The organism is Actinotalea sp. JY-7885 (assembly GCF_014525465.1).
In the GTDB taxonomy this organism is placed as follows: domain Bacteria; phylum Actinomycetota; class Actinomycetes; order Actinomycetales; family Cellulomonadaceae; genus Actinotalea.
The window spans coordinates 1-21,621 of sequence record NZ_JACEXH010000035.1 but is presented as its reverse complement, the minus strand read 5'-3'; the positions used below and the strand labels follow the sequence as shown (position 1 = coordinate 21,621).

General features: G+C 71.9%; 16 protein-coding genes, 1 tRNA gene and 1 pseudogene. 9 read left to right on the top strand and 9 right to left on the bottom strand.

The annotated features are described in order from the left end of the window. Window positions 1-485 (bottom strand): annotated as a pseudogene (locus IDM29_RS05280) (hypothetical protein); the annotation flags it as partial. A gap of 432 nt (window positions 486-917) precedes the next feature. Here IDM29_RS05280 and IDM29_RS05275 point away from each other — a divergent pair. Further along, window positions 918-2,009: a hypothetical protein gene (locus tag IDM29_RS05275; RefSeq protein ID WP_182111886.1), complete on the top strand. Its 1,092-nt coding sequence runs from the start codon at window positions 918-920 to the stop codon at window positions 2,007-2,009. A gap of 52 nt (window positions 2,010-2,061) precedes the next feature. Here the strand turns inward: IDM29_RS05275 and IDM29_RS05270 are convergent, their stop codons facing one another. The 3 genes from IDM29_RS05270 to IDM29_RS05260 form a co-directional block, all read right to left on the bottom strand. Further along, window positions 2,062-2,253, bottom strand: a complete 192-nt coding sequence (locus IDM29_RS05270; protein ID WP_182111887.1) for a helix-hairpin-helix domain-containing protein — start codon at window positions 2,251-2,253, stop codon at window positions 2,062-2,064. Window positions 2,254-2,404: 151 nt separating this feature from the next. After that, complete coding sequence (locus IDM29_RS05265) at window positions 2,405-4,066, bottom strand: glycoside hydrolase 43 family protein (protein WP_188037269.1); 1,662 nt, start codon at window positions 4,064-4,066, stop codon at window positions 2,405-2,407. Window positions 4,067-4,128: 62 nt separating this feature from the next. Next, the gene (locus tag IDM29_RS05260) at window positions 4,129-5,133 is read right to left on the bottom strand and encodes a LacI family DNA-binding transcriptional regulator (RefSeq protein WP_182114262.1); all 1,005 of its coding nucleotides are present in this window, start codon (window positions 5,131-5,133) and stop codon (window positions 4,129-4,131) included. 455 nt (window positions 5,134-5,588) lie between these two features. Here IDM29_RS05260 and IDM29_RS05255 point away from each other — a divergent pair, with 455 nt between their 5' ends. From IDM29_RS05255 to IDM29_RS05235, 5 genes are all read left to right on the top strand, one after another. Then, entirely contained in the window at window positions 5,589-7,250 is a 1,662-nt protein-coding gene (locus tag IDM29_RS05255; protein ID WP_309232676.1) for an extracellular solute-binding protein, read from the top strand. Between the two features lie 96 nt (window positions 7,251-7,346). Then, the gene (locus tag IDM29_RS05250; protein ID WP_182111890.1) at window positions 7,347-8,393 is read left to right on the top strand and encodes a sugar ABC transporter permease; all 1,047 of its coding nucleotides are present in this window, start codon (window positions 7,347-7,349) and stop codon (window positions 8,391-8,393) included. A gap of 9 nt (window positions 8,394-8,402) precedes the next feature. Continuing rightward, window positions 8,403-9,356, top strand: coding sequence for a carbohydrate ABC transporter permease (locus IDM29_RS05245; RefSeq protein WP_182111891.1), 954 nt, complete (start codon window positions 8,403-8,405; stop codon window positions 9,354-9,356). Window positions 9,357-9,496: 140 nt separating this feature from the next. Then, window positions 9,497-10,051, top strand: a complete 555-nt coding sequence (locus tag IDM29_RS05240; protein ID WP_188037267.1) for a hypothetical protein — start codon at window positions 9,497-9,499, stop codon at window positions 10,049-10,051. Between the two features lie 61 nt (window positions 10,052-10,112). Then, window positions 10,113-12,164: a right-handed parallel beta-helix repeat-containing protein gene (locus IDM29_RS05235; protein ID WP_188037266.1), complete on the top strand. Its 2,052-nt coding sequence runs from the start codon at window positions 10,113-10,115 to the stop codon at window positions 12,162-12,164. 181 nt (window positions 12,165-12,345) lie between these two features. Here IDM29_RS05235 and IDM29_RS05230 read toward each other — a convergent pair. Together IDM29_RS05230 and IDM29_RS05225 are read right to left on the bottom strand one after the other, a co-directional pair. Continuing rightward, a tRNA-Met gene (locus IDM29_RS05230) sits at window positions 12,346-12,419 on the bottom strand. Between the two features lie 280 nt (window positions 12,420-12,699). Next, window positions 12,700-15,705, bottom strand: coding sequence for a UPF0182 family protein (locus IDM29_RS05225; RefSeq protein WP_188037265.1), 3,006 nt, complete (start codon window positions 15,703-15,705; stop codon window positions 12,700-12,702). 119 nt (window positions 15,706-15,824) lie between these two features. Between IDM29_RS05225 and IDM29_RS05220 the strand changes: the two genes are divergently transcribed. Continuing rightward, window positions 15,825-16,445, top strand: a complete 621-nt coding sequence (locus tag IDM29_RS05220) for a PPA1309 family protein (protein WP_255499923.1) — start codon at window positions 15,825-15,827, stop codon at window positions 16,443-16,445. Window positions 16,446-16,458: 13 nt separating this feature from the next. Here IDM29_RS05220 and IDM29_RS05215 read toward each other — a convergent pair whose 3' ends face one another. Beyond that, the gene (locus tag IDM29_RS05215; RefSeq protein ID WP_188037264.1) at window positions 16,459-17,634 is read right to left on the bottom strand and encodes a S16 family serine protease; all 1,176 of its coding nucleotides are present in this window, start codon (window positions 17,632-17,634) and stop codon (window positions 16,459-16,461) included. Between the two features lie 27 nt (window positions 17,635-17,661). Next, window positions 17,662-18,732, bottom strand: coding sequence for a nucleoside-diphosphate sugar epimerase (locus tag IDM29_RS05210; protein WP_255491617.1), 1,071 nt, complete (start codon window positions 18,730-18,732; stop codon window positions 17,662-17,664). A 78-nt stretch (window positions 18,733-18,810) separates the two neighbouring features. Here IDM29_RS05210 and IDM29_RS05205 point away from each other — a divergent pair, with 78 nt between their 5' ends. After that, a complete protein-coding gene (locus IDM29_RS05205) occupies window positions 18,811-20,256 on the top strand; it encodes a zinc-dependent metalloprotease (protein WP_182111896.1) in 1,446 nt (481 codons plus the stop codon). Here IDM29_RS05205 and IDM29_RS05200 read toward each other — a convergent pair. Then, on the bottom strand, window positions 20,244-20,894 hold the full coding sequence (locus IDM29_RS05200; RefSeq protein ID WP_220457962.1) for a M48 family metallopeptidase: 651 nt from the start codon (window positions 20,892-20,894) through the stop codon (window positions 20,244-20,246). The two genes, IDM29_RS05205 and IDM29_RS05200, sit on opposite strands and share 13 nt — an antisense overlap. A gap of 242 nt (window positions 20,895-21,136) precedes the next feature. On the opposite strand from IDM29_RS05200, the gene IDM29_RS05195 reads away from it, so the two are divergent. Continuing rightward, window positions 21,137-21,292 (top strand): DUF5679 domain-containing protein, encoded by a 156-nt coding sequence (locus IDM29_RS05195; protein ID WP_182111897.1) that lies wholly within the window; start codon window positions 21,137-21,139, stop codon window positions 21,290-21,292. The last annotated feature ends 329 nt before the right edge of the window (window positions 21,293-21,621 follow it).

Sequence of the window (21,621 nt, the reverse complement as noted above, 5' to 3'; positions counted from 1 at the left end):
GGGAGGCCGACGATCGCCGCCGCCTGCGCGAGGGCCGCGCCGACCGTCACCAGCGGCGCGCCGGGAACGGGCTGGGCCACCATCGTCCCGACCGCGACGAGCGCCGCGCCCGCGCCGAGCGCCGGGGCCGCGGAGCGCATCGGCCCGGCGACCGTCGCGCCGTACGCGACCACCAGCACGGGGATCGCCGTCGTCCCGATGGCCTCGCCGAGCCCGAGCACGGCAGCGAGCGGCACCCCGGCGGCCACCAGCAGCAGGACTGCCCGCGGGTGCACGCGGCGCCACAGGAGGACGACCGCCTGCGCGACCAGCACCGCGACACCGGCCCACCACGACGCGCTCGTCGGCGCGGGCAGGTCCGCCGCGGGGGCCGCATCGACCCCGCTCGCCGCGGCGACCGACAGCAGGGCGGTCAGCGCGACCAGGAACGTCCCGACCGCGACGGCGACGTCGGACCGGCCGGGCGTCCGGGCAGAAGAGGGCATACCGCCATCCTGGCAGTGCAGCTCCGTGGGTCACGAGCCCCGTCCGGCCGGCGGACCCGCCGCCGCCATCGCCATCGCTGCCGTCGCCGTCGAGCGCGGTGCCGTCCCGGCGGCCCCGCGCTCGACGAGAACTACGGCCCCGCGGCGGACACCGTCTCCTCCCTGGATCCGGACCCCGAGGTGCGCGCGCTCGCCACCCGGGCGCTCCTGCGCGTCCTGGGCAACGACTCGGAGTGGCGTAGCTCTGGGAGGAGGCCGACCAGCTCGAGGAGGCCCGCGGTTGCCCTCGCCCCGATCCTGGAGTCGCTGACCGCGCGCTGACACCGCAGGTGCCCCAGTAGCACCGGAGGCCGTGGTGGCGGACCTTCGGCCCGCGCGGACCGCCGTCGCGGGTGGCTAGCGTGTCTCGCATCGACGCGGACGGGGAGCGCGATGGCCGTGGTGGCACCGACGAGCACGGACGGGCCGACGGCGGCCCGCACCTCCCCCGTGCGCCTGCGCGTCGGCACCCTGACGGCCATGCTCAACGCCGAGCTCGCGGACCACCCGGTCTACGAGGCGTTCGAGCTGCAGTGGTTCGACGACGAGGCGCACGGCACGGGGATGCTGGCCTTCCTGTCCCGCCGGGAGGGCCGGACGGTCGACTACTACGCGCAGCCCGGCCTGCGGCTCGACCCGCGCGCATATTCGCTCGGGGGTGGCACACGGTCGTGGTCGACGACCCACTTCGACGTCGCGAGCCTGACGGTGGGCCAGGACGGCGTGTCGGCGCACGTGCGCTTCACGGACGTCGACGGGCGCGTCGTGGAGGTCGATGTCGACGACCGTGACGGCCGCGCGCGCCGGCGCGGCGGGCTCCTGGCACCCGTCGGCGCCGCGATCACCGAGCCCACGTCGCTGCTCCTGGTGTGGATGCCGGCCTTCGACCTGGTGCGACGGGTGCCGGGCCGTCCGCCGCTCGTCCGCATCGACGGCGAGGCCGCCGCCGTCGGCACGCTGCCGGGTGCGCGCCTGCACCGGCGCCACCTGATCAAGTACGCGGCGCCGCTCGTCACGGTGGAGGTCAACCGCGACGACGACGTCCGCTCCGGGCCGCCTGGCGACGAGGCCACGGAGGTCGCGCCCGACGGCGGCACCCACGCCGTGACCGCCGTCGGGCACGGGCCCGACGGCGACCACAGCGCCACCGTGCGCTTCGCTCCCCCGTTCCCGGCGCCGGGTGGGACGTCGGCGGGCACGTGGATGGCCGACGTCGACGGCACCCGCCTCACCGGCGGCACCTGGTCGGTGCGTGCGGACGGCGACGCGCGCGTGGTGACGCTCCGGGTGACGCAGCGCTGGCGCCCGCGGCGGCTGCCGCTCCTCATGCGCGTGGTCACGACCGTCGTCCCCGTGTTCCGGCGGTGGCCCACGACCTACGCGTGGCGCGGCACCCTCGCGCCGGACGGGTCCGTGACGGCCGGGGGCTGGTCCCGGACCGGCCGCGAGGACGGCACGGGCTACCGGCGAGTCACGGGCTCCTGACGTCCGCCGCAGGAGCACCGCTGGGCCTGTCCGCTGCCGGGTGACTCGCCCGTCACGGCGAGAGCTCTACGCCGTGCTCTCGCAGGACCCTGATCGCGCGCGGCCCCACCCCGTGCAGAGCGAGCAGATCCCGCTCGCCGACGTCGTGGAGGTCGCGGACGCTGCGGTACCCGGCGGCCTCGAGGGCCCGGAGGGCTGGACGACCGACCGCGTCCGGCAGCGGACCATCGTCGACGTCGGGCATCCCCTCAGCATGCCGATCCGATCGATCGCACAGCAAGAGCCGCGAGGAAGGCGCCTGCGCTCGCGCCACCGCTCGCGACCCGAGCCGCGTCGACCCCGAAGCGGGCCGGGGACCGGCTTGTCGGCCACGGTCAGGTCCACCAGTCGCCTGGTCATGGCCTCGTCCCTTCGATGTCGTCGCCGACACGGAACCAGTCGACATCCACATGGCCACCGGTCTCGGCCGTGGCGTAGCAGAAGATCGCGAACCGGTACCCGGTGAAGTGGTCGAGGCTGTACTCCATCGCCAGGTCGTCGCCGATCGGCGTCCAGGCGGCACCGTCGAGCGAGTACGCGAACGAGGCGCGGTCGGCGGCATCCCGGAAGTCCACGTCCACGCGGAGCAGGACCGTCTCTGCCGTCAGCGGCACATGAGCGCTGGTGAAGGCGGTGCTCCCGTGCCGGTCGGCACGGCGCATCACGAGCCGGCGGGCGCCGTCGGCCATCTCGACCCCCACGTACCCGTACTTCAGCTGGTACGCGGACAAGCCGGCGACGTCGCCGTCCTTCATCCCGGAGACGTCCAGCGAGATCGCCGCGGCGCTCGCGGGCCCCCACGTGCGCTGGGTGAGCGTGTTGCGGGCGTCGAGGATGCCCGACGCGATGCTGCCCGTGGTCAGCCGCAGGTGGCCAGGCCGGTCGGTGAGCGACCAGAACCGGTTGTCGGGGTTGTGGTTCCACTGCCACGCCAGCCCGAGGCTCGACCCGTTCCAGCGGTTCTCGGCCGACGTCGTCAGTGCACCGGCGTCGGCCGTGTTCCAGTAGCCGGCCGGCGCGGGCTGGTTGTCGAAGTCGTCCGAGACGAGGAGGTCCGTCGCTTTCGCCGACGGCGCCCCCGTGGGGACCGCCATCGTGGCGTCGAGCGTGTAGGCCGGCCACCCGTCCTCGTCCCAGGTCACGCGCGCGAGCTGCGGTGAGCGCCCGAGCGGGCCCTCGTCCTGGAAGAGCATGGCGTACCACTGCCCGTCAGCCGCCTGGACGACGCCGCCCTGAGCGGCGCCGTCGCCCTGGCGCCCCTCGACCCGCACCGCCTGGCTGAGCACGACCCTGCCCTCCCAGGTTCCGTCCTGGGACTGCGGCGTCAGCGACGTCGAACGCCACACGACCTCCTGGCGGATCCCGCCCGTCGGCCACTCGATCATGAAGACGTAGTAGTGGTCGCCGATCTTGTAGGCGTGCGCGCCCTCCGCGTCCAGCCCGCTGGCCTGGTCGACGTTGGCGTCCTCGACGAGCCGCGTCGCCGGGCCGTCCCAGACGAAGGTCCCTTCGCCGTCCCGGCCGAGCCGGCGCAGGTCGATCACTCCGCCGCCGAAGACGAGGTAGGCATGCTCGTCGACGAACAGGAGCGACGGGTCGTGGGCGTAGCCGTCGAGGACCGACCTCGTCCACGGCCCGTGCTCGATGCTGGGCGTCGCGTAGATGTACGTCTTCCTGGTGGTCAGGCTGCCGACCGCGACGTAGAACGTGCCCTCGTGGTACCTGATGCTCGCGGCCCAGCTGCCCTGTCCGTAGGCGTTCTGCCCGTTGCGCAGGGCGAGCGCGTCCGTGTCGTCGAGGATCGGGCCGGTGTAGCCGGCGATCGACCAGTGCACCAGGTCGCTCGATCGCATGATCGGCACGCTCGGAGCGAAGTACATGGTCGTGCTGACCATGTAGTAGTGCCGACCGTCGTCGGCGACGTCCGGGTCGGGAACGTCCGCGAAGATGACGGGGTTGGTGAAGGTGAGCGACGCGCGGACGGTCGTGCGGACGGGCGGAGGCACAGGGGTGCTCACGGGGTTGGTCTCCTCTGACCGGGTGGCGAGTGGGTGAGGCGGAGAGCCGCTCGCTCGCGCGGCTAGGCGCCGCCCCGGGTGGAACCACGCACCACGAGGCGGACGGGTGCGACGACGTGCTCGGCAGGACCGGTCCAGCCCGACATCTGGCGGTGCAAGAGTCTGACCGCCGCCTCGGCCACGCCCTCGCGGTCGACGTCGACCGACGTGATGCCCGGAGGGATGAAGCGTGACATGTCGAGGTTGTCGAACCCGACGAGCTGGACGTCGACGGGGACGCGCAGCCCACTCTCTGCCAGGGCGGACAGCGCCCCGAGGGCGACCATGTCGGTGACGGCGAAGACCCCGTCGAAGGGCAGCCCCGAGGCGATGACCTCGAGCATCGCCTCGCGACCACCGAGAGACGTGTAGTCGCTGACGGGCACGACGTAGGCCGGGTCGGCCGCGAGGCCGGCCTCGCGGCACGCGTTCTCCCACCCGACGCGGCGGTCCGTGGTCATCATGTGTGCGGCGTCGAGAGAGCATCCGAGCGCGAGGATGCGGCGCGATCCGCGCTCGATCATGTGTGCCGTGGCGAGGCGGGCACCTGACTCGTTCGCCAGGCGCACGTGGTTGAAGCGGTCGGGAACGTCGCGCTCGCCCAGCAGCACGATCGGCGTGGAGGTGCGGACCCGTTCCAGCGGCTCCAGGTCGAGCCCGGCGATGGAGAGCAGGACGCCGTCGTACATCTGGAGCCGCGCGACGCTCAGCGCCTCCATCTCCTGTTCCGCGTTGGCGCTCGTCCGTTCGAGGACGAGGTGACGGCCCTCCGCCTCGATCAGAGGGGCAACCTGGTCGGCGAGCTCGCTGAAGTAGTCGTGGAAGCTCGGAACGACGAAGGCGACGGTGTCGGTCCGACCGGCCCGCAGGTGCCGCGCAGTCAGGTTGACCTCGTACCCGAGGGCTTCGACGGCGGCCATGACGCGGGAGCGCGTCGCCTCGCCGACCGGAAGCCGCTCACTGAGGACGTTCGACACGGTCATCACCGAGACGCCGGCTTCGCGCGCCACGTCCGCCATCCTCACCATGCGCGTCCTTCTTCCCGCGTCATCCTGCCGGTCCAGCATGCGCTCACCGACCCGGAGGGGCCCGGCCACGCCGCCGTGGCGCGCTCAATATATCGATAAAACGAACCGTGGCAAGGCCCTTGATCACGAGACTTTGCGTGAGCTCCCGGCGTTCCACCCGGCTCTGAGGGGCGAACTCGAGGCCTCAGCGCCCGGGCCGCAGGAACGCCGTCCTCCACGAGGTGGCCTGCTGTTCCCACCTCCGGATGCGGCCGTGACCATCTTGAGACGTGGAGGGACTTGACGGCTTCTGACGGCGTCTCTACTTTAACGCTAAAATCCCACCCGGGATGAGGACGCCGACGCGCGTCTGACGTGCACTGGTTCCGCTCGAGGACGACGGAACCGTTCTCAAGGGAGAGACCCCGGTGCGTACCGCAAGAACGAAGCTTTCAGCCCTTGTCCTGACTGTGGCCGTGTCCGCAGGGCTTGTCGGATGTTCCGCTGACGACGCCCCCGACGAGCCGCAGGACGTCGTCATCCCCGAGGGTGATCTCGCGGACCAGTCGGGCACGCTGACCCCCAGCAACCCGACGACGATCACGACCTGGATCACGTCGGCCAGCCAGGTCCCTGCGAACGACAACAAGATCACCGCGCTGCTCGAGGAACAGCTCGGTGTCACCCTGAAGTACGAGATCGTCACTCCGGACAACGTGGACCAGAAGATCGGCGTCATGCTCGCGGGCGGCGAGTTCCCCGACCTCGTGGGCACCACCGACCTGAAGATGCGTCTCCTGGAGGGCGGCGCCCTGCTGCCCCTGGACGACATGCTGGAGACCGGGGACTACCCCAACCTCGCCACGCACGTCGAGGACGACATCAACAAGATGAGCTACTCGGGCACCGAGGTGGACCCGGGCCTGTACATCATCCCGAACTACAACCGCTTCTACGGCGAGATCACGGGCGGCACGTACTACGGGCCCGCGTTCTGGATCCAGAAGCGTGTGCTGGAGGACGCCGGCTACCCGGAGCTCGAGAACATGACGCTCGAGCGGTACTTCGAGCTCATCGAGAACTTCAAGGCGGAGAACCCCGAGACGGAGGGCATCCCGACCGTCGGTTTCGAGCTGCTGGCGTCGACGGGCCGTGAGTGGGGCATGACCAACCCGCCGGCGCTGCTGTCGGGCTCGCCGAACAACGGTGGCGTGATCGTCGACGAGGACGGCAACGCGGAGATCTACGCCGACAAGGACATCGCGAGGGACTTCTACGAGGTCCTCAACGAGCAGTACGACGCGGGTCTCGTCGACCCCGAGTCCTTCACCCTGACGTTCGACCAGTACACCGCGAAGCTGGCCGCCGGCAACGTGCTCGGCATGCACGACCAGGGGTGGAACTTCCAGACCGCCAGCGACTCGCTCCGCAGCGCCGGCAAGGACGAGTACACCTACGTGCCCCTCATGCCCGTCTACGACGGTGTGGAGCCCTGGTACGCCGACCGCGACGTCATGAACACCAACCAGGGCTTCGGTGTGTCCGCCTCCAGCGAGCAGCCGGAGAAGGCACTGAAGTTCCTCGACATCATGCTCAGCGAGCCCTGGCAGAAGGTGCTCTCCTGGGGCATCGAGGGCGAGGACTACGAGGTCGGCGACGACGGCATGTTCGTCCGCACCGAGGAGCAGCGCGCCAACGCCCGCGACCTCACGTGGCGTGCCTCCAACCGTCTCGAGGCGCTGCTCGACATGCTGCCCAAGCACCAGGGCCAGTTCTCCGACGGCAACGCCTTCAGCCCGGACGACCAGCCCACCGAGTTCTTCGAGACGCTGACCGACTACGACCGCGGCTTCATGGAGCAGTACGACAAGAAGACCTGGCGCGAGTTCGTGAACGCGCCGCCGGAGAACCCCAAGTACTACCCGGCGTGGAACATCGCGCTCTCCGACGACGCCAACCAGGTCAACCAGCAGCTGACCGACGCCAACGTGCAGCACCTGCCGAAGATCATCGCCGGTGACCCTGCCGAGTTCGATGCGAACTGGGAGGCCTACGTCGGCGCCATCGGCAACATCGACGTCCAGGTGTACGAGGACGCCATCAACGCCGGCATCCAGGAACGACTGTCCAACTGGTAACAGTCCGCGAGCACTCGTGGTGGGGGGCGCACGCCGCCCCCCACCACGAGGCGTTCTCGAGGACCATCGACTGCTCCTGACGGCGAGGTTGGACAGATGACGCAAGCCCCGGTCAGCAACGTGGTGACCGCCGCCGGGCTCGAACCGGCCCTGGAACCCGTGAGCTCGGGTGCAAGCCGCAAGGCCCGGAAGAAGGGCCTGAAGGACCCCAAGCGGAAGATCACCTGGGACAGGGTCCGGGCGCAGCGAGCCCTGCTCGCGATGGCCGTCCCGCTGCTGCTGTACCAGATCCTGTTCAAGTACGTCCCGGTCTACGGCTGGGCGATCGCCTTCCAGGACTACAAGCCGGGTCGCGGCAACATCCTGAACCAGGAGTGGGTCGGCTTCGAGAACTTCGTCGACCTGTTCACCGGTGTCAACGGTGAACGGTTCCGCCGGGTCGTGGTCAACACGCTGGGACAGTCCGTCCTGACCCTGGTCGTCGGGACGGTCGGGGCCATCGTGCTCGCGCTGCTGCTGAACGAGGTCAAGAACCTGCCCTTCAAGCGGGTCCTGCAGAACATCACGTACATGCCCCACTTCCTCAGCTGGGTCATCGTGGCGAGCCTGGCATCGGTGGCGCTCTCGCTGCCCTCGTCCGGCGGGTTCATCAACCAGGCCCTCATGAGCCTGAACATCGTCCAGGACCCGGTCCTGTTCCTGACGGAGCCGAACTACTTCTGGGGGATCGTCGCCGGGACGAACCTGTGGAAGGAGCTGGGCTGGAACACGATCCTCTACCTGGCCGCGATCACCGCGATCGACCCGACCCAGTACGAGGCCGCCGAGGTCGACGGCGCGGGCCGCTACCGCAAGATGTTCAGCATCACGCTCCCGGGGATCATGCCCACGATCGTCGTGCTGCTCATCATCAACAGCGGCTGGATCCTGTCCACGAACTTCGAGCTGCCGTACTTCCTCGGCAACGGCCTGATCTCCGAGAGGGCCGAGACCATCGACGTCTTCGTGCTCCGCTACGGCTACGAGCTGGGCAACTACAGCCTCGCCGTCGTCGCGGGCATCTTCAAGACCGTCGTCGCCATCATCCTCGTGGGCTCGGCGAACCAAGCGGCCAAGCGGCTCAACCAAGAGACGCTGGTCTAGGAGGCTGTCATGTCGAGTATCTCCGTCACGAAGCCGCGCGTCCGGCGCGCGTCACGAGGAGGGTCACCGCGTCGCGCGTGGACCACCGAGCGCGTCATCTTCACGACGCTCAACACGACCTTCCTGGTGCTCCTCGCGGTGCTCATGGTCTACCCGCTGCTGAACACGCTCGCCATCTCCCTGAACGACGGCATGGACGCCGTCCGTGGCGGGATCGGCATCTGGCCCCGGGTCTTCTCGCTGAAGAACTACGAGGTCGTGCTCAACATGGACACGATCTACCAGGCGTTCTTCATGAGCGTCATGAAGACCGTCGTCGTGGTGGCGACGAACCTGTTCTTCACCTCGATGCTCGCCTACGCGCTCAGCCGCAACGAGTTCATCTTCCGCCGCCCGATCACCCTGATCTTCGTGCTGACGATGTACTTCGACGCCGGGCTGATCCCGAACTACCTGCTCATCAAGGACCTGGGCATGCTGAACAGCTTCCATGCCTACTGGGTGCCGACCATCATCAGCGCGTTCAACCTGATCATCCTGCGCACGTACATGAAGTCGATCCCCGACGAGGTCACCGAGTCGGCACGGATCGACGGCGCCGGCGAGTTCCGCACGTGGTGGCAGATCGTGATGCCGCTGTGCAAGCCCACGCTGGCCGTGGTGGGGCTGTTCGTGGCCGTCGGCAGCTGGAACGCCTGGCTGGACACGCTGCTGTACAACTCGGGCGAGCAGTGGTTGTCCACGCTGCAGTACGAGCTGCAGAAGCTGCTGTCGAGCTCGATGAACGCCGGCGCGAACACCGCGGGCAACGCGGCAGCCGTGGGAGCGGGCGGGCAGCTCACCACACCGATCGCGCTGCGGTCGGCGATCACCATGGTGGCGGCCGTCCCGATCCTGCTCGTCTACCCGTTCCTGCAGAAGCACTTCGTGTCCGGTCTCATGATCGGCTCCGTGAAGGGCTGACGACGTCGGCCTCCCGCGCACCGCGGGAGGCCGGCCCCGTCCTCGGGACCCGCACTCCGCACTGAGAGGGCTCAACCATCTTCCGGTACAACCCCGGATCGCGACTGTGGCGCATCCTGGACTCGCTCGGCTCCGTCATCGTGATCAGCCTGATCTGGCTCCTGAGCCTCGGCCTCGTCGTCACGGCGGGAGCAGGAACGGTGGTCGCCTACGAGCTCTGCCGCCGGTACGTGCTGGGCAAGGACGCAGGTCTCTGGGCCGTCGCCACGAAGGCCGCGCGCCAGAGCTGGAGGCAGGCGACCCTCATCGGCCTGCTGGCCGTCCCGGTCGCGGCCCTCGGCATCCTCACGGTCTCCTACCTGCCCACTCTCGGGCTGGCCGAGGTCCTGGTGCCGCTCCTCGTCATCGGGCTCTTCCTCCTGCTCCTGGTCTTCTGGTGCCTCCCCCTCGCAGCCCGCTTCACGAACCCCACGTGGCGCCAGGTGCGCAACGGCTTCACCTTGGGCCTGACGACGCCCAGCCTGACGTTCCTGCTCGGGATCGCCGTGCTCCTCGCGGGCTTCGCCGTCTGGAACTTCATGCCCGCGGTGTTCGTGGCACCCGGCCTCATCCTCCTGTGGTGGTGCTCCCTGCTCGAGCGGTTCTTCGTCGACCGGGGGTACGTGACATCGCAGCCGGAGGAGGCGGAGGTCTGACGCGCTTCCGCCGTGCTGCTCCTCCCCGCCCACGACCGAGTGAACGACGAAAGGCGCTGTCGTGACCATCCTGCACGTCACCACCACCGGCTCCGACCGTGCTGACGGGTCGGCCGACGACCCGTTCCGGACCATCAACCGGGCCGCTCAGGCTGCCATGCCGGGCGACACCGTCGCCGTGCACGAAGGTGTGTACCGAGAGTGGGTGAACCCGCCGCGCGGCGGCACGGTCGACGCGCCGATCACCTACCAGGCCGCGGTGGGCCCGGACGGGCGCTTCGAGCCCGTCACGATCTCCGGTGCCGAGGTGATCACCGACTGGCGCCCCCACCCCGGCGCCGAGGGCCGCGTCTGGTTCACGGAGGTGCCGAACGCCCTGTTCGGGGAGCGCAACCCGTACGCGGAGCGCATCGGCGGGGACTGGTTCTTCGACCAGGTCAACACCTGGCACACGGGCGAGGTGTATCTCGACGGAAAGTCGATGTACGAGTCCCTGACGCTCGGCGGCGTCGAGCACCCCGAGGTCACCCCGGACTCGTTCGACCCGGAGGGCTCGCTGCTGACCTGGTACTGCGAGGTGGGCGACGACGTCACGACGATCTGGGCGAACTTCGGGGGCGCAGACCCGGCCGCGCATGAGATCGAGATCAACGCGCGCACCTTCGTCCTCTGGCCGACGGCGACGGGCATCGACTACGTCACGGTGCGCGGGTTCACCCTGACGAAGGCCGCCACGCAGTGGGCACCGCCCACCGCGCTGCAGGAAGGTCTGATCGGCCCGCACTGGTCGAAGGGCTGGGTGATCGAGGACAACACGATCACCGACTCGAAGAACGTCGGCGTCTCGCTCGGCAAGGAGGCCAGCACCGGGCAGAACGAGGCGGCCGCGGGGCCGGAGGGCGCCAAGGGCGGCACGCAGCGCGAGCGCGAGGTGATCCAGCGGGCACTCGTCCTGGGCGGGCCCGACGCAGGCGAGCCGCACCCGTGGCACCGGGACCACGTCGGCTCCCACACCGTGCGCCGCAACACGATCCGGGACTGCGAGCAGGCCGGCGTCGTCGGGCACCTGGGGGCGGCGTTCTCGACCGTCGCCGACAACCACATCTCGCGCATCCACGTGAAGCGACAGTGGCACGGCGCCGAGGTGGCGGGGATCAAGCTGCACGCCGCCATCGACACCGTGATCAGCGGAAACACGATCCATCACACCCACCGCGCGCTGTGGCTCGACTGGCAGGCCCAGGGCACCCTGGTGCGGGGCAACGTGTTCTACGCCTCGACCGCCGAGGACTTCATGGTCGAGGTCTGCCACGGCCCGTACCTCGTGGACTCGAACCTCTTCCTGTCGCCGTGGGCGGTCAAGGACATGTCCACCGGTGGCGCCTACGTCCACAACTACATCGCGGGTCGCATCGCGAACTGCACAGAGCACCAGCGGTACACCCCGTACCACGTCCCGCACTCGACGGCCGTCTACGGCGTCTCGAACATCCCCGGCGGCGACAACCGGTTCTACAACAACCTCTTCGTCGGTGACCGCGCGACCGGCGAACCGACCGGAGCGGACGCGCCGGCGGAGCCGGCGCTCGCCAGCTTCTGGTCCGGCGCGATCGACATGGACGGCGTGCCCGGCCAGGCGACCTTCGTGCCGACCCCCGTCGGCACGTCGCAGTACGACGCCTACCCGACGGCGCAGGAGTACCCCAACGAGCGCGGCAGCGACCTGGCCGGGCCGCGGCTCCCGGTCTGGATCGAGGGCAACCTCTACGCGGACGGCGCCGAGCCGTTCCGCGCGGAGCCCACGGCCGTCGTGACCGGTACGTCACCGGTGCGCGTCGAGGTGGTCGACGCCGACGCCGGAACCGTCCGCGTGGACGTGAGCGACGCGGGCGGGATCGACGTCGTCGCTCCGGTGACGACCGCGCGCCTCGGGACGAGCTACCAGGCCGAGATGCCGTACACCAATCCCGACGGGTCCGATCTGGACCTGAGCGCCGACGTCTTCGGGATTCCACGGGACCCGGTCGTGCCCGGGCCGTTCGCCGCATCGGCACCCGCGACTCGGATCGTTGCCGCACCCGCACCCGCACCCGGACCGGCTGGTCGGCCGTAGACGGTGCGGCGTGACCGCTCGTCGTCGAGGCGGCCGCGCGAAGAACACCATCCCGTACGAGTCCGGACACCCCCGTGCGGGGGTGTCCGGACTCGCCTGTGGCGTACGTTCCGCGTCCGCCAACGCCAGAGGCCCTCTCGATCCGAAGATCGAAAGGGCCTCTGAACTGCTACTTCACAAGTAGCGGGGGCAGGATTTGAACCTGCGACCTCTGGGTTATGAGCCCAGCGAGCTACCGAGCTGCTCCACCCCGCGTCGGTTCCGTAACCATACGTGCCGCGCGGACCCCGGGGCAAATCGCGCCTCCTCCCTCACTGGTGACCTCCGACACGCCGCGGTGCCCGCCGGTCGGCTGGGCGGCCCGCAGGACCGTCGGCCTGGGCCGGGCCGCACCGCGCCACTGACGGAACCGCGGATGCGGGCTCCCCCGCAGCGACAGCAGCGGTCCACACACGCCGAGCGGGGGCCCGGCGCATGAAGGGCTGCCGTCGCGGTGCGACGGCAGCCCTTCACGGTCCTGCGGGATGCGGGCCGGTCAGCCCTCCAGCTCCTGCTCGGCGGCGATAGCCGCCTCCAGCGCCGCCTGCAGGCGGTCCTGGGCCTCGCCGTAGGCGACCCAGTCCTGCTCCGCGAGCGCCGACTGGCCTGCCTCGATCGCCTGCTGGGCCTCCGCCAGCGCCGCGTCGAGCCGCGCCCGGGCGTCGCCCGAGGGCGCCGGCTGGGTGGTGGGCGCGGTGGTCGGCTCCGTCGTCGGCTCCGTCGTCGGCTCGGCCGTCGCGTCCGGGTCGACCACCTCGGGCGCGTCCGGGTCCACCGGCGCGTCCGGGACCACCTCGGCGTCCTCACCCGGTTGGACGTCCTCGACGCCCGCGTCACCTTCGAACACCTGGTCCAGCGCCTCCTGGAGCGTCTCGGCGAAGCCGATCTGGTCACCGAAGGAGACGAGCACGCGCTGCAGGAGCGGGAACTGCGTGCCCTGGGACGACTGCACGTACACCGGCTGGACGTACAGGAGACCGCCGCCGACCGGCAGCGTCAGCAGGTTGCCGCTGCGCACCGTCGAGTTGCCCTGGCGCAGCAGGTTGAGGTTCTGGGACACCTCGGGGCTGGCGTCGAAGTTGTTCTGCACCTGCCCCGGTCCGGGGACGGTCGAGTTGCGTGGCAGCTCGAGCAGCCGCAGCTGGCCGTAGCCCTCGCGCGGTTCGCCGTCCGTGCTGCCCGGCTCGGCGTCCACGGCGAGGAAGCCCGTGAGCACCTCACGGTCGGTGTTACCGCCCGGCACGAAGGTCGAGGTCAGCGAGAAGGTCGGATCGTCCTGCCCCGGCATCTGCAGCGTCAGGTAGTAGGGCGGCTGCAGCTGGGACTCGGTGACCGGGTCCTGCGGGTTGCGCCAGAAGTCCTGGCCCGAGTAGTACTCCGCCGCGGTGTCGACGTGGTACGTCGCGAGCAGGTTCCGCTGGACCTTGAACAGGTCCTCCGGGTAGCGCAGGTGGCTCATGAGCTCGCCGTCGATCTCGCTCATCGGCTCGATCGTCGCCGGGAAGATGCTCTGCCAGGCGGCGAGGACGGGGTCCTCCTCGTCCCACGCGTACAGCGTCACCTCACCCGTGTACGCGTCCACGGTCGCCTTGACCGAGTTGCGGATGTAGCTGACCTCCTGCGGAGCCAGCGCCGCGATGGTGTCCGACGTGGCCGTGAGTGCGTCGGCCGTGACGTCGTCCAGCGGGCGCGAGGCGGAGTAGGGGTACGTGTCCCCCGTCGTGTAGCCGTCGACGATCCACAGGACCTTGCCGTCGACCACCGCCGGGTACGCACGGCTGTCGAGCGTGAGGTACGGCGCGACCTTCTCGATCCGGTCGTGCGGGTCGCGGTCGAACAGGATCTGCGACTCCTCGGTGACGCGGTCGGAGAACATGATCTGCTCCGAGCCGAACTTCAGCGAGAAGAGCAGCTGGTTCCACAGGTTGCCGATGCTGGGCCCGGCCTCGATCTCGTCCGTCGGGAAGCTCGTGTTGACCTGCCCGCCGGCCTCGTCGTCCGGGAAGTCGAGCTCCCACGGCTCGGTGTCGTCGGGGGCGCCGACGATCGAGTACTCGGGCGTGTTCTGCCCGAAGTAGATGCGCGGCTCGTAGTCGCCGAGGGAGCCCTCGGAGGGGATCCCGCCCTGGTAGAACGCGGGCCGGCCGTCGGCCGCCGTCGTGTTGCCGTACGCGGCGACGACGCCGAACCCGTGGGTGAAGACCGTGTGGTCGTTGACCCACGTGCGCTGGTCCTGACCGAGGCCGTCGAGGTTGAGCTCGCGCACGGCGATGACCGTGTCCCGGCTCTCGCCGTCGATCACGTAGCGGTCGACCGACAGCGTGTCGGGGAAGTCGTAGTACTGCTTGTTCTGCTGCAGCTGGCGGAACGAGGGGCTGACGATCGCGGGGTCGAGCAGGCGGATGCTCGCCGCCGTCTCGGCGTCCGCGCGCAGCGCGCCGGCCTCGGCCTCCGTCGCCGCGTCATACGGGATGACCTCGACGTCCTCGAGACCGAACGCGGCCTTGGTGGCGTCGATGTTGCGCTGGATGTACTCGCTCTCCGCCTCCTGCTCGTTCGGGGCGACCTGGAAGCGCTGCACGACGGCGGGGTAGATCCCGCCGATCGCGACCGCGGACACGACCATGAGGCCGACGCCGATCGCGGGCAGGCGCCACGTCCCACGGAACGCCGCGACGAGGAACAGCACCGCGACCAGGACGGCGACCGCGGTGAGGATGCGCTTGGACGGCAGGACGGCGTTGACGTCCGAGTAGGACGCGCCCTGGATCAGCTCGCCGGCCTTGGTCAGCAGCGAGTACTGGTCGAGCCAGTAGTTGGCGCCGATGAGAAGCATGACCAGCGCGGCCGTCACGCCCAGCTGGACGCGGGCGGCCGGCGTCGTGCGGTCACCCGTCCCGCCGATGCGCAGGCCGCCGTAGAGGTACTGGGTCGCGATCCCGGCGATGCCCGCGATGACCACCACGGCCATGAGGAAGGACACGACGAAGCGCAGGATCGGCAGGTCGAACATGAAGAACGACAGGTCCAGGCCGTACTGGGGGTCCGTCTGGCCGAACTGCCCGCCGTTGAGGAACAGCAGCGCGTCGGCCCACTGCGCCGACGCCGCGGCACCGGCGAAGAACCCGAGCACGGCCGGCGCCGCGAGCATGACGATGCGGCGCAGCGGCTCGATCATCTCGCGGTACTGGTCGAGGGACGCCTGCTCCGGCGTCGACGGGGCGTACACGGGCCGCGTCCGATAGCCCACCTGGAGCGAGGCGTAGACGGCGCCCGCCATCAGCAGGAAGCCGGCGACGAACAGCGCGCCGCGGGTCACCCACTCGGTGCGCAGGACGTCGACGAAGCCGAGCTGGTCGTACCAGAGGACCTCCGTCCAGACCTGGGACGTGATCATGAGCAGGATGCCCGCGATCACCAGCACCACGAGCGTGGGGATGAGGGCTCCCCGACGCCGAGCCGCAGGTCGCGCGGCGGGGCGTGGGGTCGGTGCGAAGGTCACAGCTCGGTACCTCGTGTCGGTCGGAACGGTCGATCGGCGGGTGCGCGCGCGGCGCCCGCGTCACCGTGTGAACGCTGACGCCTGCGGACAGGTTCCCACACGCCTGAGACGATGAGGGGATGAGCGACCCCACCGACGCCACCCCCCGCGACCACGCCGACGCCGCCCCGGACCCCGCCGCCGACGGCGCGACGGCGGCCCCCCTGACGCCCGGCCGGGCGGCCCTCGCCGAGGCGGTCCACGAGATCGAGCGCCACGTCGCGGGCGCCGGGTGGGACGGGCCGGTGCGGGTCTTCGCGCTCGTGGCGACGGGTCGGGCGCTCGAGACCGAGCCGGGCCTCGAGCGTCAGCTGCCGCCCGAGGTGGTCGCGCGCGCCCGTCGCGACCCGAACCACCTGACGTCCGTCGAGCAGGAGGACCTGCCCGCCGCGGACTCGCTCGAGGACCTGCTCGCGCGGCTCTCGTGGCCCGAGACGGTCGACGGCGCCGCCGTCGTCGTCGAGCGCGTGATGCTCCCGCCGGAGGCGGAGGAGGCCATGCCCGACGACCCGGACGCGGCGCTCGCCTACCTCATGGCGCACCCGGACCGGCAGGACGTGCGCCTGGCCGTCGGCGTCCTGCGCGGCGGCGAGACGTGGTGCGCCGTGCGGACGCGCGCCGACGACGCCGACGACCGCGTCGGCGGCGGCCCGGACCTCGTGCCCGGGCTCGTGCACGCCGTCGCGGCGACCCTGCTCTGAGGGCGGCGGGACCTCAGCCGGCCGGGGTGCGGGGGGCCGCCGAGCAGGTCGGCAGCTCCTCGCCCCGGCCCGCGCCGATCGCCGTCATTGCCTCGCGCGCCTCGGCGAGCGTCGCCACGGAAGCCACCCGCAGGCCGTCGGGCACGTAGCCGACGACCTCGTCGCAGTTGGCCTCGGGCGCCAGGAACCAGGTCGCCCCGTCCTCCTTGGCGCCGGCCAGCTTCTGCCGGATGCCGCCGATGGGGCCGACGGCGCCCGTGAGGTCCATCGTCCCGGTGCCGGCGATGGTCTGGCCGCCGGTCTCGTCCGCCTCGGTGAGCCGGTCGATGATCCCGAGCGCGAACATGGTCCCCGCGCTCGGTCCGCCGATGGAGTCGATCTCGATCGTGACGTCCACGGGCAGCTCGAACTCGGGCGCGAGGTAGACGCCGAGCAGCGCCGTGCCGTCCGGTCCCTGCGTCGTCGTCACGCGGAGGTCGACGGGCTCGCCGTCACGCTCGACCCCCAGCACGACGTCGGCGCCGGGCTCCACCGTCCCCAGCACGTCGTCGAGCTCGGAGAACGCGTCCACGGGCGTGCCGTCGACGGAGACGATCACGTCGTCGGGCAGCACGACGCCCTCGGAGCCCGACCCCGGCACGGCGTCGGCGACGACGAGCCGCGTGGGCACCTCGTAGCCGAGCTCCTCGAGGGCCGCGACCGTCGCGTTCTCCTGGGACGAGGCCATCGCCGCCTGGTTGCGCTCCTCGACCTCCTCGCGGGTCTCCTCGGACGGGTACAGCTGCTCGACGGGCACCACGGCGCGGGTCCGGTCGAACCACGAGGCCACGACCTGCGGGAGCGAGACCGCCGAGCCGGGGCCGCCCGCGACACGCACGGTGGTGAGCAGCAGCTCCCCGCTCGAGTCGAACGTCGGCGCACCCTCCACGGTGATCAGGGGCGTGCCGTCGTCCTCGCCCAGGGTGTCGCGCGTGGGCCCGGGCGACTCGATCGCGTACGGCAGCGGCAGCGCCGCGCAGACGGCGAGCAGCACCGCCGTGACGACCGTCGCGACCGACGCCGTGATGGCGCGCGGCGTGAGCGGCGCCGGCTCGGGCCGGGAGCCCGGTCCCTCGGCGAACGGTCCCTGGGCGAACGGTCCGTCGGGTGGCCCGGCGGCGTGGTGGCCCGGCTCGCTCTGCTGCGTCACGCGCCCATCATCCCCCGGCGGGTCGGCTCAGCCGTAGCCGCGGCCGCGGGCCTGGCGCCACGCCGCCGCGGTACCGAGGAGCGCGACGGCGGCACCGGCCGCGCCCAGGGCGACGTGCCGCCCGCCCACCTCGCGGCCCGCCAGCACGGTCCGCCCCCGCACCCCGGCGAGGAGCACGTCGAGGCACGCGTACGCGTCGTGCACCGGCTCCCACCCCACGGCGCGCAGCCGCGCGGGCTCCACCGTCCACGGGTAGACGGTGAACGCGAGCTCCTCCGCGGGCGCCCGCAGCACCCCCACGCGGTGCAGCCGCTCGGCGGTCCCGAACGCGGTGACCGCGGGGAGCTCGATCCGCCGCATCCCCGCCCGGCGCGCGACCTCCGCGGCGCTGAGCAGCGGACCCGCCGCGACCGTCGCGGCCCCCGTCCAGCGCTCCCGCACGGCGACCTCCACCGCGGCGGCGACGTCGTCGACGTGGACCAGCTGCCAGGGCCGCTCGACCCCGCGCAGCACGAGCAGGCGGGGGGCGGCGAAGTGGCGGGTCACCAGGGTGTCCACGCCCGGTCCGACGACGGCGGCCGGGCGCAGGACGGCGATCCGCGGCGCCTTCGCGCCGCGGCGGGCGGCGGCGCGCGCGAGAACCGCCTCGACGGCGACGAGGTCCCCGACCAGGCCCGCCCCGGGTGTCGTGGACGGCGGCTCGTCGTCGGTGATGACGGCACGGCCGGGCGCGGCGCCGTGCACCATCGCGGACGTCACGGCGACGACGTGCTCGACGTGCCCCGTCCGGGCGGCGGCCACGGCCCGCTGCGCGAGCGCCACGGCCTCGGCCCGGCGACGCTCGGGGTCCGGGTCGGAACGGCCCGTGCGGTCGGGGGCGGACAGGTCGGCCTCGTCGGCGACGAGCACGACGACGCGCGCACCGGCGACCGCGTCACCCGGCGCCTCCAGGGGCAGGTCGGGCAGGGCGCGCACGAGCCCCTGCGCCAGGTCCGCTGCCGCGGCGAGCCGCGAGACGACCGCCGCGGCGACCGGTCCGCGGCCCACGACGACGAGGTCCCCCGCGGCGCTGCGCCCTGAGCGAATACCGCTGCTCATCACGTCCGCCCTCCCCTCGGGGCCGTCCAGCTGTGGTTACCGTGGAGCGCCCCAGCCCATCGTCTCAGGAGCACACCGATGAGCACGCCGCCGCACGACGCCGACGACTCCGGATCCGGCGTGCCGCCGCAGTGGGAGCAGCTGCTGCGCCAGGTCCTCGGCCCGGACGCCGACGAGGTCCTGCGCGAGATGTCGGAGCGCGGTGGGCTCGGCGCCCTCGGACTCACCGGCCCTGACGGCACACCGCTGGACCTCGCGCAGATGGCCGCGGCGGCCGGGCTGCCCGACGACCCCGCGGTCCTGAGCCAGATCCTCGGCCAGATCCAGCGCATGCTCGCCGCCTCGGGCGACGGTCCGGTGAACTGGGAGCTGGCGCACGACCTCGCCCGGCAGGCGGCCGTCGCCGAGGGCGACCCGTCGGTCGGCGAGGCCGCCCGACGCGAGGTCGTGGAGGCGTTCACCGTCGCGGAGCTCTGGCTGGACACCGCCACGGAGCTTCCGCCGGCCGGCGGTCCGCGCCAGGCCTGGAGCCGCTCCGAGTGGGTCGAGCAGACGCTCGACACGTGGCGCACGCTCGCCGAGCCGGTCGCCGCCTCGGTCGCGGACGCGCTCGCCGGGGCGCTCGCGAGCCAGCTCCCGGAGGGCGTCGACCCCTTCGCCGGCGGGAGCGCCGGTGGACCGGGCGCGATGATGCGCCAGCTCGGCGGCGCGGTCTTCGGCATGCAGGTCGGCCAGGCCGCCGGCACGCTCGCGCGCGAGGTCTTCGGCACCACCGACATCGGGCTGCCCCTCATCGAGGGCCGCGGCACCGCCCTGCTCCCCCGCAACGTCGACGCCTTCGCCGAGGGCCTCGACATCCCGGCGGACGAGGTCCGGCTCTTCCTCGCGGTGCGCGAGGCCGCCCACGCGCGCCTCTTCACGCACGTCGGATGGCTGCGCGCTCACCTCATCGGCGCCGTGCAGGCCTACGCCCGCGGCATCACGATCGACACGGACTCGCTCGAGGAGGCCGTGCGCTCGATCGACCCGACCGACCCCCGCGCCCTGCAGGAGGCGCTCTCCGGGGGCGTCTTCTCGCTCGGCACGACGCCGGCCCAGCAGGCCGCGCTCGCGCGCCTCGAGACGGCGCTCGCGCTCGTGGAGGGCTGGGTCGACGAGGTCAGCACCGACGCGACCGCGCCGCACCTGCCCCACACCGCCGCGCTGCGCGAGATGATGCGCCGACGCCGCGCGGCGGGTGGTCCCGCCGAGGACACCTTCGCCACCCTCGTCGGTCTGGAGCTGCGCCCCCGCCGCAGCCGCGACGCCGCGGCGCTGTGGGCGCACGTGAAGGCCGACGGCGGCCTCGAGGCGCGCGACCACGTGTGGGACCACCCGGACTTCCTGCCGACCGCCGAGGACCTCGACGACCCGCACGCCTACACGGCTCGGCGGGCGGCGGCGGGCGAGGAGTCGGACGTCGACCGCGCGATCGACGAGATCTTCCGCGCCGACGAGGGCCCGGGCGGGCCTCAGAACAGCTGACCGTCCGGGACGTCCTCCTCCACGACGTCCTGGCCGTCGTCGAGGTCGGCGCCGTCGTCGACGTCCGTGCCGCCCGCCACGTCGTCCCCGCCGTCGCTCACCGCGTCGGCGGCGTACGCGTACCCCTCGAGGAAGCCCCGCGCGCGCTCGGCGCGGGGGTAGGCCGCCACGAGCGCCCAGAAGTCCGGCCCGTGCCCGCTGCTGAGCAGGTGCGCGAGCTCGTGCAGGAGCACGTAGTCGAGCACCCACAGGGGCAGGCCGCGCACGCGCGTCGAGATCCGGATGGTGCCCTGGGACGGCGTGCAGGAGCCCCAGCGGCGTCCCTGGTTGGACGACCACCGCACGCTCGACGGCCGCGCCCGGCCCGCGAGGTAGCGCTCGGACAGCTCGGCCGCCCGGCGCGCGAGCTCGACGTCCGACGGCCGGCGGCGCGCGTCCTGCGACGCGAGGCGCGCGACCATCCGCTCGACCCACTCGCGCTCCTGCGTGCGCGTGAACCGGGCCGGGATCGCGACCACGATGCGGCCGTTCTCGCGGAACGCGGTCACGGTGCGCACGCGCCGCCGGCTCCGGCGCACCTCGACGTCGGCGAGCGCGGCGGCGACCGCGGCGTCGAGGGAGGGGCGGGTCCGGACCACGGAAGCACGCTAGCCGTCCGTGATCGCCAGGCACAGGGTTGGGGCGCCACGGTGGACATCTCCCCCGCGCGCACCCCGGGGATCGCCCGTGCGGCGCGCCGCAGGTCCCCCGCACGTGCGCGATGTCCGGTGAGCACTACGCTGTCCGATGCACGGTGACGCCCGGCCAGCTGTTGGTCGCGCTCACGAAGCCGGCCGGGTCGATCACGTCCGGTGCGCAAGCCTTCTGAACGGAGAACCTCATGGCCGAGACCTACAAGGGCGATTTCTACTGCGTGAAGTGCAAGGAGAAGCGCGAGGCCGAGGGCGACGTCGTCGTCGCGAACGGCCGCAAGATGGCCAAGGGTGTGTGCCCCGTGTGCGGCACCAAGCTGAACCGGATCCTCGGCAAGGCCTGAACCACACCGCGAGAGGCGGCTCCCCGGTCGGGGGGCCGCCTCTCGGCATGTCCGGCCCTGGACCGGCGACGACTGGTCCTGTGGACAACGCCGCCGGTGGGCGCGGCCGCGGCAGCCTGCTCTGGCGGCCCGCACGGACCGCGTAACCGGGGCGGCGGGGGGGAACCGGGTGGCGGCACGCGTGGGAACCTCGTCGGCACCCGAGCGGCGGCTCCGCGGGCGGCTGCCCGTCCTGTGGCGCGGCGCCGACGAGGTCCAGGTGGGCACCGACCCGCGCTGGGCGCTCGGCGTCTCCGGGCTGCCGCCCGCCGCCGCGCGGGCGCTGAGCG